The following is a 12,545-nucleotide window of genomic DNA, read 5'->3' as shown; positions in this document are numbered from 1 at the left end:
AAATATAAAGGGGTTTGTAGACAATGAGTGCTTTAAAATCAAATCTGCTGCTGTTACTGGCAGCAGCCATCTGGGGGCTGGCCTTTGTGGCCCAGCGGGTGGGTATGGAACATATCGGGCCTTTTGCTTTTAATGGGATAAGATTTGCGTTGGGCAGTCTTTCACTTCTGCCGCTGATCCTTCACTATCGCCACAAGCCGCAGCGGGTACCGGGAAGCGGATCCAAAGAAGCAGTGAGGGCGGGTATTTTAGCCGGTTTAATCCTGTTTGCAGGGGCGTCTTTGCAACAGATTGGTCTTATTTATACTACTGCAGGCAAGGCTGCATTTATTACTTGCCTCTATATTGTACTTGTTCCGATTTTAGGGATTTTTCTAAAACATTATGTCAGCATTACTACCTGGCTCAGTTCAATGCTGGCCCTTGCAGGTCTATATTTATTATGTGTAAAAGAGAATTTCTCCATTTCATACGGTGACTTGCTGGAATTAGTGGGGGCTTTGTTTTGGTCTGTTCATATTCTGCTGATTGACCATTATGCCAACAGGGTGGATGTGTTGAAGTTATCGCTCTTTCAATTTATTACCTGTGGGTTACTAAGTCTGGGTACTGCCTTCTGCTTGGAAACAATAACCAGCGAGGGGCTGACCGGGGCCCTGTTACCCATCTTATACGGCGGGATTTTTTCGGTAGGAATTGCGTATACCCTGCAGGTAGTTGGGCAGAAATACTCGCCCCCTTCTCATGCTGCCATTATTCTTAGCATGGAAACCGTTTTTGCCACTATTGGCGGTTTTCTGCTGCTTAATGAACGTTTAGGCTTTAAAGAATTAATCGGGTGTGCCTTAATGCTGGCAGGAATGCTGTTAACTCAACTGCAGAGTATGCGGTCGTCAACAGCTGTGGCAGCAGAAGAGGCCGATGGGCAGGCTGGTTGATATCGCTAACAGGCAACTCATAAATGGAGAGGTGTGCAATGCAGGAAATACAGTTTTATCGTGATGCTGATTTACCGTTTTTTGAACTAAAACTGTGTGCTGTCGGTCAGCTTTCCTATAAAAAGCATGCTCATGAGGAGTTTTCGCTTGGTATCGTGGATTATGGCACAAGCACTTTCTGGTATGATGGAAAAATCATTGAGGTTTGTCCTAAATCGATGGTGCTGATTCCGCCCGGTGTGGTGCATTCCTGTAACCCTCAGGCAGAAAGCCAGTGGCGATATAAAATGCTTTTTCTTGATGCTGGCTGGAGCAGGAAATTCTTTGAGAATAAGGGACTGAGTCTGGCTGATGGCCCTGTCGTAACAGATATGTCAGAGGCTCAGGCCTTTGTTGTTATGGGTAATGCGATTAAAAGCCTGACAGGCCCTGCCAGTCTTTTAGAAAAAGAGGCGAATATTATGGCTCTGTTAGAGCAGGTAGTTAAAGATATGAGCCAGCTGCCTCACGGTACGCAGCCTAAAGAATTATTCAAGTTAACTGCCATCAAAGACTACCTGCAGGAGAATTTTTTGAAAAAGGTTACCTTGGCAGAATTAGAGCAAGTCTCCGGATTAAATAAGTTTACTCTTATTCGCTCTTTTAAAGAAGAATTTACGATACCGCCACACACCTATCAAACGCTGCTGCGAATCAATTATGCCAAAAGACAGCTGCGTCAGAACAAGCATATTATTGAGGTAGCCCATGAAAGCGGCTTCTATGATCAAAGTCATTTTATTAAAGTATTCAAAGGCCATACCGGCGTGACTCCGGAGAAATACCAGAAGCTGAGGTAAGCGGCCAATCAATTTTTTACAATACGCCTGCTTGTTTTTTCGATATGATAGGAAAAAAACAGGAGGGTATTATGGACACAAATAGGCTAGGAACACAACAAGGTATCAAGACCCGGGACCGCAAGTATTTAATAGCAAACCTAATGATGCTTGTAACAGTTGTCCTGTGGGGCATTTCTTTTATAAGCATAAAAATTGCTGTTGCCGAAGTGCCGCCGGTTACGCTGGCGCTCATCCGGTTTATCATTGCCTCTGTGCTGCTCTGGGGTCTGCTCAGAAAGATTGAACCTGCTGCAAAAATAGCGAAGGCTGATATTCCCCGCATGACAGTGGCAGGCTGTTTAGGGATTACCTTGTACTTTTATTTTGAGAATATAGGGGTGCAGCTAACCACGGTTGTCAATGCCTCGCTGATTGTGACAATCATCCCGATTATTGCAATAAGCCTGGATGTGCTGTTTTTTCATGCCCTGCTATCACCTTTGAAAATAGCCGGCATGCTTATTGCTGCTATTGGTATGTACCTGTCAGTTGCCGCCAATGGTGCGCTTGATTTCAGCTCAGTGCACTTTGTGGGTAATCTTTTTATCATAGGGTCAATGCTTGCCTGGACCGTCTATACCCTTGTGAATAAATCACTGCAAAATAAGTACTCTGGCCTCTGTATGACTACCTATCAAACCGTGATAGGTACATTTTTCTTGCTGCCGTTGTCATTGCCAGAATGGGCTGAGTGGCGCATGTTCTCGTTAACAGCCTTCTGGCATATCTTATTTCTGGCGGTGTGCTGTTCTGTGATTTGTTATTTGCTATACATGTATGCGCTTAAATACCTGGATGTTGCCATTACGACATTATATCTTAACCTGGTTCCTGTTGTTGGCGTGCTGGGCGGCTATTATATCCTAGGCGAAAGTGTGCTGCCGGTCCAGCTTGGCGGCGGGCTATTAACACTTGTGGCAATTTTAATCATGAATTTTGACAGGACAGGTAAAAATACCACTGCACCGGGGTCAAGGGTGTCGCTAGATAATCCATAACTACCGGATAAAATAATACTTATTGACGAAAAACTGTTGCTATTTCCTGGGAAATAGTCGAAATCCTGCATGATATAGCGAAGGAAAAGAATATCCAGACATGCAATTTACGAAGGGAGAAAGCGATGAGACCAATTCCGCGGGTGGCCGCTGTGCATGATATTTCCTGTTTTGGCCGTTGTTCTTTAACTGTAATTATCCCTATTCTATCAAGCATGGGAATTCAGGTGTGTCCGTTACCTACTGCCATATTCAGCACACATCTGGGGGGGTTTAGGGATATCGCTTTTTGTGACTTTACTGACCGCATGCCTGCGTTTTATCGCCACTGGAAGCAGGAAGGGATTACCTTTGATTGTATTTACAGTGGTTTCCTGGCGTCTGAACAACAAATTGATACAGTAACCCATTTTATTGATGAGTTTTCGGGCAACCGGCCGCTTGTACTGGTTGATCCGGTGATGGGCGATGAAGGCAGATTGTATTCGGTCTATACGCCAACAATGCAGGAACACATGAAGCGGCTTGTTAGCAAGGCTGACATTATAACCCCTAATTTTACTGAGGCCTGTTTCCTATTAGGGGAACGGTATGAGGAACAGGTGGTTGAACCGGAGCGGTTGAAGCAGTGGTTGATCCGGCTGGCTGACTTCGGGCCGTCAATTGTGATCGTGACCGGAATTCCTCTAATCAATCAGCAAATCATGAATATTGGTTATGAGCGGGAGAGTGGTAGTTTCCAAGAGGTGGTTTGTGAGCATATTCCGGCACGCTATCCCGGAACAGGCGATATTTTTGCCAGTGTGGTAGCCGGAGCATTACTCTATAAGCTCAGTTTGCCGGTTGCTATGAAATTGGCCGCTGATTTCGTGGCAACGGCGATTAAAGCGACTTTTGTGGCCGGTACGCCTGCCCGGGAAGGCGTACTGCTGGAAAGCGCGCTGCCCCGGCTGGGCGAGGAGTGGGCTAAATGCCGCAAGGTATTATGAATGAAGGGGGAGTCGGATAATGACTGGAAAACGTCGATTATCGGTAAGAGATATTGTCTTTATCGGGGTATTGGCTGCCATGTGCGCCATTGCAACCTCCTTTAAAATTCCGTTTGGTGTTGGGGCTATGGTTCATCTTGGCACAGCTTTTCTCTTTACGGTCGGTATTTGCTTTGGCGGTATCTATGCCGGGTTAGCCGGTGCCATTGGGTCGGCTTTTTATGATCTTATTATGGGTTTTTCACCGTATACCCTGTGGTCATTTGTCATTAAAGGAGTAGCCGGGCTCATTGCCGGGACAGTCGCCAAGGGCCTATGGCCTGCACGTATATCAATCTGGGCCGGTAATGGCTGGGTCTGGCGAGCGGTTTTAGGCTGTGTGCTGGCCGCGGCCTGGACGTTAGGTGGCTATATTATCGCCTGGTGGCAGGTAACAGGCAGCCTGGCAACGGCATTTGCTAATATGCCGGGTTCGTTAATGACCTCCGGGGTAGGCCTGGTGATTGCAATGATTTTATCACCTAAGCTGCGTAAGAGCGTAAATTGGTAGTATGACTAACGAAAGTCTAACTTAAGGAAATGGGTTCAGACTTTTTTTTATTTCTTATTGTTTAATGGAATAATCTGGGGTATAATTAATTTGAGCATATGCCCGAATGAGAGGCTGATAATAAGTGCCAAGAAAACGCTGTTGCGGTATTGTCGACGAAGCGCCGCTTTGCCGGAAATTCTCCCCCCATTTGCAGGGCAGTGAGAAACCGGTTATTTTACAATTAGAAGAATTGGAAGCAATTCGTCTGAAAGACAACAAAGGCTGGGAACAGGCTACCTGTGCATCTGTTATGGGCCTGTCCAGGCCGACTTATCAAAGGATTCTGCAATCTGCCAGAAATAAGGTTGCAATGGCTCTGGTAGAAGGCCGGGCTATTATTATTGAAGGAGGAAATTATATTATGAAAAACAGGATTTTTGAGTGTACCGATTGTCACCAGGTCTGGGAAGCGCCTCCCTGTACTGAGGGGGGGAAGCATGGCTATGAGCTTGCCTGTCCCAAATGCGGCAGCATGAAGAAAATGAGGCTGGAAAATGGCGCGAAGCAGGCCTGTGGCGGTGGTCAGGATCAGCACAATCATGGCGGTTGCTGCTGTGGCGGCGGTCACGAAAAGCAGGGCTGATTTCGCGTATTCCAACTGGACAAAGCCTTTTAATTACTTTAATATTAAGTCTATAGTATCCAGTAAGGGTTTCAGGCATGATGTCAGTATGGGCACAGATCCAGCAGTAGAGTGGGAGTGTTACTAACATCGTGCTAGGAGAAAATCTTTATTTGGGTTCATAGCGAGTTTTTAAATATGATTAGGAGAATAATAGTTATGAGTGAAACTGTGTTACCTTATGTTCAACTGGATGCCAAAACAACACGCCGGGTATTAAGTTACGGTGAAGGCCTCATGTTAGTAGAGTTTGTTTTTCAAAAAGGCGGTATCGGCCAGCCGCACAGTCATGCCGAGCATGAACAGATTGGCTATATTACTCAGGGAAGTTTTGAGTTGACTGTCGGTGCAGAGAAGCGGATAATAAAGAGTGGCGATACCTACTATGCTCCACGCAACACTGTGCATGGTGTTGTTGCTCTTGAGGATAACTCTGTTATTATTGATGCCTTTACGCCGATACGTGCCGATTTTCTGTAATTACTCAGCAGGGCAAGCGCTATTTGAGAAAGTTAATAGCGCTTCTTCTTATTTTCAGCAGTGAGAGGGATAGCCTTACAAAGAAATATAATTACAGTTGTCATGTCTACTGATATTATGATAAAGAGCATACTATATGATAAGAATAAATAATGGCAAGATGAGCTCATGAAAGGAGACATAATGAACACTACAATCCTCAATAAGTATGCACAACTTGTTGTTAAAACCGGTGTAAACATTCAAAAAGGCCAGACGCTTGTAATTAACTCGCCTATTGAGTGTGCACCATTTGCCAGGGCAATCACTGAGGTTGCTTATCAAGCTGGTGCCAGAGAGGTTGTTCTGAATTGGAAAGATGAATTATCCTCCAAAATTAGGTTTTTACAGGCCCCTGAAGAGATCTTTGACGAGTTCCCGGATTGGCAGAAAGAGTTTTATCTGTCTTACGTACGTCAGGGGGCTGCTTTTGTCAGTATCGCCGCTTCAGATCCCGAACTCTTAAAGGATGTAAACCCGGACCGGGTCGTGCGGGTGCAAAAAGCCAGTAATACAGCACTTAAAGAGTACCGGGAGAGGATGATGAGTAACAAGAACGCCTGGTGCATTGTATCGATTCCGACTAACTCCTGGGCCAAAAAGGTGTTTCCGGAGGTATCTGAGGCTCAGGCTGTTGAGAAATTATGGGAAGCCATCTTGAAAGCCGTCCGGGTTGACACAGACGACCCGGTTGCCGCCTGGAAGGAACATAGCAAGGCGCTGAAGAAAAATATGAAGCGCTTAAACGACCTCAAGATCAAAGTACTCCATTATAAGAGCTCGTTGGGAACAGATCTGCAGATAGAGCTGCCTGATGGTCATATCTGGCTCGGCGGCCCGGAGCATACGGCCGGAGGCATCGAATTTGTCGCCAATATGCCGACTGAAGAGGTATTTACACTGCCTAAGAAAACAGGGGTTAATGGTATTGTCGTCAGTTCTAAACCCTTAAACTACAATGGAACGGTGATTGACAAGTTCTCGATCACTTTCAAAGACGGGCGTATTGTTGATTGTAAGGCTGACAAGGGCTATGAGGTTCTGAAAAAACTTGTGGAAACAGATGAAGGCTCGCACTATCTTGGTGAGGTAGCGCTTGTTCCCTATGACTCGCCGATTTCTAACTCGAATATCCTGTTCTATAATACCCTCTTTGATGAAAACGCCTCCTGCCATCTGGCTATTGGCAAAGCCTATCCGATTTGTATCGAAAAAGGCGTCGATATGAATGCCGGCGAGCTGGAACAGGCCGGCGTAAATGACTCGATCGTGCATGTTGATTTTATGATCGGTACTGCCGATCTGGAAATCACAGGTACTACTGCAACGGGTGAGTCCTTGACGGTATTTAAGAACGGCAATTTCAGTCTCGGCTAAAACCGGGAAAAGACAGACAAGATCCGGGTTGTGGCTAATGTCACAGCCCGGATCTTGTCTTACATGAAGACGAGGGGACGGAGGTTGTGTCTTCAAGGCTAATTTCCCTTTACTTCTATTGACAGCAGAACTGTGTGTTGTTTGTCTGATAATAATCGCTTATAATATATTTAACAGAGAATAATTGACCGGAGCTCTTTGTTTGTACTGAAATATTATAACGCGAGGTGACAACATGAGTCAGGAAAGGTTTGACCACCAGGAAAAAATGCTGGAACAACTGATTCACATGGTAGGGCACAATAATACCATTACAGAAGAGTTGTGTCAGCGGATGGACCGTCTGGAGATCAAGGTAGATAACCTGGAGGTTAAGGTGAATAGCCTGGAGACCAAGGTAAATAGTCTGGAGATCAAAGTTGATAGTGGTTTTGAAGGGCTTACTGGTATGGTTCATCTCCTGGGTGACAAGACCGAGGCTATTCCGCGTATCGAATCTAAACTGGATGTTTTGAATAGCCGTGTATTTGAGCAGGAAGCCGACATTAATCTGCTGAAACGCGCTAAGTAACTTACTCATGTAACTTAAGATTAATTCTTATTGGCCCATAACTCTGCTGACGGCAGGTAGGGGGCCAATTTATTTATTTATGGTACTTACAGTAGCTGTATGAGTGTTTGATTATAAGTATGTTCAACAAAATATTGGGTTTTGGCAGACTACAGTCTAAACCTAAGAGGAATGAAGCTTTGTTCCGGCGAAAGATGGTTTTAAACAGTTCTTTCCATCTATGGAATCTGAGAGGAGAATTCTGACATGAAAAAACGATTATTGCTATTTGTTTTGTGTTGTTTCCTGTTCCCGGGTAGTCCCGTGCAGGCAGCAGAACCGACAGGGGCATCGCCGCTGGACTGGGAGATCAGTGTCCGGCAAAAGCCAACCGCGGAAGAAATCGAGCGGGAACGCTGGTCGCGTGTTTTTGAAAATGACATTGGCATGTATGCTTTTGACAATAAATCGCTGCAGATGGATGAAGCAGATAAAAAGTTGGTCCATGTTTTAGTTAAAACCGTTTTTGCTGATCCGGAGATTATCGGCAAATTGAATGAAAAGTACAAACAAAAACTGCAAGCAAGTGACAAGGTTGCCTACAGTGAGATGCAGATGGTTTTTCAGATAAAGAATAAAACGTATGCCGTGACGGAAACCAGGGTATTTAGTGAACAGGGGACTGTATTGGAAGATACTAAGAAAACTGCCAAATTTATTGTTGTTTCACCAAATTCTTTTGCTGATTCCATGTATGCTATTGCTAAAAACTACGAGAGGAACATTTAAATTATAAAAAAGTAAAAGAAGTAGTTCTCTGACTGTAGTACCTCTTTTGAGGTATTTACAGCATGCCTGTCCTAAGATATTATAAATATTGAAACTTTTTTCTAGGATATGGGAAATGGATAATGATCCAGAGTTTGATAAAGACATATGGAAGGTGTAGTGTTATGAAGATGATTCGCTTTTGCACAATTATGCTTGTCTGGTTCTTGATGCTGGGGACGCCGTTGACTGGGGTGGCCAAGGAGAACGGCAATAGTATTCCGCCGAAACTGGTTACTATGGCACCAATCACTTTTGCAGCGGAAATAAATGAAAAATATGCCGGCCAGGTTCTTCGGGTCACACTGCGGATTAGTTTATCTGATGGGGGCGCGGTGCAGGAGGAAATGAAAATCATTGAGGGCTCAGGCGAGGACTTGATTGATCAGGCTGTTATCAGTGCTGTTAAGAACTCAACTTTCCTGCCTGCCTACCGCGACGGCAAGGCTATTTCAAGTTCCATTATTCTGCCATTGCAGGTCGAGGTTAAAAATGATGTTCCGCAGGAAGAAGCCGCGGTCAATGAAGGCCAGCCCGCCACACAGCAATAATGGGTTTTAGATACGTCAAAAAACAGTTCCCCATGAGGGAACTGTTTTTTGTTTCAGCACATCGGCTGGTTTTCTATTTTTTGTAACTGCTGCCTGTTTTATAACGGGGTTTGCCGGCAGGGGCACCTTTTCTGTTATCTCTATTATCCGGCGGTCTACGTTTATTGCCGAAAGAGCGGGTGCGCATGGGGGCCTCTTCAGTAATTTTGATTGGGGTGTTATCAGGCTCTTTGGTTAATAACTTTAACGCGGCTGACAGCAGGGAAACAGAGTCGGTTTCGGCGAGTAATTCCTCGGCACGGCCACGATAGTGTTCAAGATTGCCTTCTTCGATCTGGTTAAGCAGTTTTTCGACTGCTAGACGTTGCTGACCTTCGATTGCCTCGTTTACCGTAGGTACAGTCATGCGGATAATTTTCCGCTTGGTAATTCGCTCAATTGAGCGAAGTTGCTCCAGTTCGCGGGGAATGACAAAGGTGGTAGCCAATCCGGTTTGTCCAGCCCGGCCGGTACGGCCAACGCGATGCACATAGCTTTCCGGGTCCTGGGGAATATCGAAATTGTACACATGGGTAACGCCGCTGACATCCAGGCCTCTGGCTGCAACATCTGTGGCAACCAGAATATCGATGATTCCCTCTCTGAATTGCCGGAGCACAGCGTCGCGCTTGGCCTGAGTAAGGTCACCATGAATGCCTTCGGACGAATAGCCACGTTTCTTTAATGCCTCTGTCAGCTCATCTACCCGGCGTTTGGTTCTGCCAAAAACGATTGCCAGCTCGGGAGACTGGATGTCAAGGAGACGGCAAAGAACATCAAACTTCTGCCGGTCATGCAGTTCATAATAATGCTGTTCAATAAGGGGAACGGTAACTTCCTTGGATTTGGTACTGATGAGGACCGGGTCTTTTAAGAACTTCTGAGCCAGGTTTTGAATTTGCCGGGGCATAGTTGCCGAAAAGAGCAATGTCTGGCGTGTCTCCGGTGTGGTGCTCAGAATCTTCTCAATATCCTCGACAAAGCCCATATTGAGCATTTCGTCGGCCTCATCCAGAACCACCATTTTGATGTCGTTAAGCCTGATTGTACGACGGTCCATGTGATCCATCAGGCGACCTGGTGTTGCGACAATAATGTGTGGTCTTCTTTGCAATGCTTTCATCTGGCGTTGAATATCCTGGCCGCCATAGATGGGCAGAGCACGAATGTTTGAGAATTGACCAAGTTTATTCAGTTCTTCAGCAACCTGAATGGCCAGTTCGCGGGTCGGGGTCAACACGATGCCCTGAATGGCACCAATGCTGTCTTTTAGGTTTTGTAATAAGGGAATACCAAACGCGGCTGTCTTACCTGTGCCTGTCTGTGCCTGTCCGACTAAATCCCTGCCTTCGAGCAATGTGGGAATAGCCTGTTCTTGTATTGGGGTCGGTTCTTCAAAGCCCATATCACTAAGAGCCCGAATTATCAAATCACTAATTCCTAGCTCTTTGAATTTTTCCAATGAATGTTGCCTCCTTTGTGTTCCTGTCTTTTTACATAGTATCGCCACTAGATTATATATTGTATACGCTGGGGGGCGTGCTAAAATAGTCTATTTAAACAGGATGGCATTACTATGTTATAATGGGTAAAGCCCTACCTGTGATTAAGTAACTATACCCTGAAAAATAATTATAGCATTATATTCCAGAAAAGTATAGTTATATTTGATGAGTTATTGTCAGGCTGGCTGGATTTATCTCTGGATAAGTAACAAATATTGTAGGTTTATGGCATTATTTGGACAATAATGTGCATCTTTGTATACTTAGTTGGAGAATTTTGTCGACGAAATAACAGATCAAAGTTAATTGAGGCAAAAAAAGGCCATAATCTCGTCAGTGATCTTTGGCATAGATCTTGCTTAATAAATGTTAACATGTGCAGTTGAAATTATTATGGAGGTTATTATGAAACTAAAAATTGGAACTAAAATTGGCGTCGGATTTGGTATTGTGATGGTACTTATTGCTGTGAATGTTCTCTATTCTGTATCTGTGCTGTCAGGCATAGCCAGTAATGCCGAGATTGTTGAGTCAGCAAATCAGCGGCTCTCGTACGGTAGCAATATTGCATACCAGTATCAGAAGGCTGTTGTTACGATCCGTACATATGTTGCCTTTGGCGATCCTACGGTGGCAGATAAGGTAGAAGCTGAGCTGAAAGAAACGATTCGTCTTGAAACTGAACTTCTAAAAATCACCCAGACGGATAAACGAACTGAAATCGAGCAAATGCTTGCCAACTCCCAAAAGTACAGCAATATTATTCTTAATGACTATATGCCTTTGGCCAGGCTGTATCACCAGGAGATTGCCGCAGGTAATTATGGTAAAGCACAGGAACAAAAGGCCCGGCTTAACGAGGTTGCCAAGGTTGTTGTGCCGTTGTCGGTAGACGTGGATAAAATCCTGAAAGCTGTTGCCAATGACAATGAGAAAATTGTGGCTGATAACCTGCATTATACTTCAACCTCAGCTCACGATACTAAATCAATATCTATGATTGTAGGGGCCATAGCCCTGATACTGGGGGGCGTATTAAGTGTGGTCTTAACACTAATGGTTAAAAAGCCGGTTGTGCAACTGGCTGCCGTCACCGAAAAATACGCTCAGGGTGATCTGAGACCTGTCGCTGACGTTACTTCAAGTGATGAATTGGGAGAACTTGCCGGTTCGCTGCGTAAGATGAAGGAAAACCTAACCACGATTGTTACCAATATTGCCCGTTCAGCAGAACAAGTCGCGGCTGCCTCAGAGGAATTGACAGCCAGCGCCGAGGAGTCGGCGCTGGCTGCAACACAGGTTGCCGGTGTTATTGCCGATATTGCGCAAGGCACTGAGAATCAAGCCCGGGCTAGCAATGAAACAACACTGGCTATTGAGCAGATGGCAGCAGGCATCAAACAGATTGCGGTTAGTGCTGTAGGTGTAGTTGGAATGGCCGATAAGGCAGCAGCCGCTGCCAGCGGTGGTGAGAAGTCGGTTGCTACCGCTGTTACGCAAATGGATAGTATTGAAAAAACTGTAAATGAGTCCGCGCGGGTCGTCACCAAGTTAGGAGAACGATCAAAAGAGATTGGTCAAATCGTTGATACAATCTCCGGGATTGCAGGTCAGACTAACTTGCTGGCTCTTAATGCTGCAATCGAAGCGGCGCGTGCCGGTGAGCAAGGACGGGGATTTGCTGTCGTTGCTGAAGAGGTTCGTAAGCTGGCCGAGCAATCGCAGACTGCTGCCAAACAAATCGCAGACCTTATTGCGGAAATCCAAGGCGATACAGATAAAGCCGTTTTTGCTATGAGTGAGGGAACACGTGAAGTAAGGTCCGGGTCCCAGATTGTTAATACTACAGGTGAGAGTTTTAACGAGATCATGGCTTTGATTACAGCGGTATCATCAGAGGTCAGGGAGATTTCCGGGTCAATTCAGCAGATGGCTGCCGGCAGCACCCAGATTGTAAGTGCTGTTAAGGATATTGAAGGGATCTGTAAGAATACGGCTGGACAAACGCAAACAGTCTCGGCAGCAACACAAGAGCAATCAGCATCTATGCAAGAGATTGCGGCTTCCAGTCAGAGTCTGGCCAAGCTTGCTGAAGGACTTCAAGGGGCTATTAGCAGATTTAAGCTATAATTTAAATGAAGAAGTGGTCGGCAAAA

13 protein-coding genes are annotated in these 12,545 nt (G+C 45.4%); 12 read left to right on the top strand and 1 reads right to left on the bottom strand.

The genetic code is table 11. The features are described 5' to 3' along the window. Nucleotides 1–23: 23 nt before the first annotated feature. The 11 genes from VN379_RS03710 to VN379_RS03660 all read left to right on the top strand — a co-directional run bounded on the left by VN379_RS03710 (nucleotide 24) and on the right by VN379_RS03660 (nucleotide 8,845). Nucleotides 24–938 carry a DMT family transporter gene (locus tag VN379_RS03710; RefSeq protein ID WP_325530926.1) on the top strand — a complete coding sequence of 305 codons (915 nt, stop codon included), beginning with the start codon at nucleotides 24–26 and terminating at the stop codon, nucleotides 936–938. A gap of 38 nt (nucleotides 939–976) precedes the next feature. Beyond that, the gene (locus VN379_RS03705; protein WP_325530924.1) at nucleotides 977–1,777 is read left to right on the top strand and encodes an AraC family transcriptional regulator; all 801 of its coding nucleotides are present in this window, start codon (nucleotides 977–979) and stop codon (nucleotides 1,775–1,777) included. A 71-nt stretch (nucleotides 1,778–1,848) separates the two neighbouring features. After that, entirely contained in the window at nucleotides 1,849–2,817 is a 969-nt protein-coding gene (locus VN379_RS03700; protein ID WP_325530922.1) for a DMT family transporter, read from the top strand. 125 nt (nucleotides 2,818–2,942) lie between these two features. After that, on the top strand, nucleotides 2,943–3,806 hold the full coding sequence (locus VN379_RS03695) for a pyridoxamine kinase (protein ID WP_325530920.1): 864 nt from the start codon (nucleotides 2,943–2,945) through the stop codon (nucleotides 3,804–3,806). A gap of 19 nt (nucleotides 3,807–3,825) precedes the next feature. Next, complete coding sequence (locus tag VN379_RS03690; RefSeq protein WP_325530918.1) at nucleotides 3,826–4,356, top strand: ECF transporter S component; 531 nt, start codon at nucleotides 3,826–3,828, stop codon at nucleotides 4,354–4,356. A gap of 124 nt (nucleotides 4,357–4,480) precedes the next feature. Beyond that, nucleotides 4,481–4,981 carry a DUF134 domain-containing protein gene (locus tag VN379_RS03685; protein ID WP_325530916.1) on the top strand — a complete coding sequence of 167 codons (501 nt, stop codon included), beginning with the start codon at nucleotides 4,481–4,483 and terminating at the stop codon, nucleotides 4,979–4,981. A 198-nt stretch (nucleotides 4,982–5,179) separates the two neighbouring features. Further along, nucleotides 5,180–5,500 (top strand): cupin domain-containing protein, encoded by a 321-nt coding sequence (locus tag VN379_RS03680; RefSeq protein ID WP_325530914.1) that lies wholly within the window; start codon nucleotides 5,180–5,182, stop codon nucleotides 5,498–5,500. A 183-nt stretch (nucleotides 5,501–5,683) separates the two neighbouring features. Next, entirely contained in the window at nucleotides 5,684–6,916 is a 1,233-nt protein-coding gene (locus VN379_RS03675) for an aminopeptidase (RefSeq protein ID WP_325530912.1), read from the top strand. 235 nt (nucleotides 6,917–7,151) lie between these two features. Next, nucleotides 7,152–7,487, top strand: a complete 336-nt coding sequence (locus VN379_RS03670; protein ID WP_325530910.1) for a hypothetical protein — start codon at nucleotides 7,152–7,154, stop codon at nucleotides 7,485–7,487. 246 nt (nucleotides 7,488–7,733) lie between these two features. Then, nucleotides 7,734–8,255 carry a surface-adhesin E family protein gene (locus tag VN379_RS03665; protein ID WP_325530908.1) on the top strand — a complete coding sequence of 174 codons (522 nt, stop codon included), beginning with the start codon at nucleotides 7,734–7,736 and terminating at the stop codon, nucleotides 8,253–8,255. A 164-nt stretch (nucleotides 8,256–8,419) separates the two neighbouring features. Further along, nucleotides 8,420–8,845 carry an energy transducer TonB gene (locus VN379_RS03660; RefSeq protein ID WP_325530906.1) on the top strand — a complete coding sequence of 142 codons (426 nt, stop codon included), beginning with the start codon at nucleotides 8,420–8,422 and terminating at the stop codon, nucleotides 8,843–8,845. A 73-nt stretch (nucleotides 8,846–8,918) separates the two neighbouring features. On the opposite strand, the gene VN379_RS03655 is transcribed toward VN379_RS03660, so the two are convergent. Continuing rightward, complete coding sequence (locus tag VN379_RS03655) at nucleotides 8,919–10,346, bottom strand: DEAD/DEAH box helicase (RefSeq protein WP_325530904.1); 1,428 nt, start codon at nucleotides 10,344–10,346, stop codon at nucleotides 8,919–8,921. Nucleotides 10,347–10,794: 448 nt separating this feature from the next. Here VN379_RS03655 and VN379_RS03650 point away from each other — a divergent pair, with 448 nt between their 5' ends. After that, nucleotides 10,795–12,519 carry a HAMP domain-containing methyl-accepting chemotaxis protein gene (locus VN379_RS03650; RefSeq protein WP_325530902.1) on the top strand — a complete coding sequence of 575 codons (1,725 nt, stop codon included), beginning with the start codon at nucleotides 10,795–10,797 and terminating at the stop codon, nucleotides 12,517–12,519. The last annotated feature ends 26 nt before the right edge of the window (nucleotides 12,520–12,545 follow it).

This window comes from Sporomusa sp. (assembly GCF_035561255.1).
Classification (GTDB): Bacteria; Bacillota; Negativicutes; order Sporomusales; family Sporomusaceae; genus Sporomusa.
Note: the sequence above shows the minus strand (reverse complement) of the source record. Positions and strands in the feature narration are given on the sequence as shown.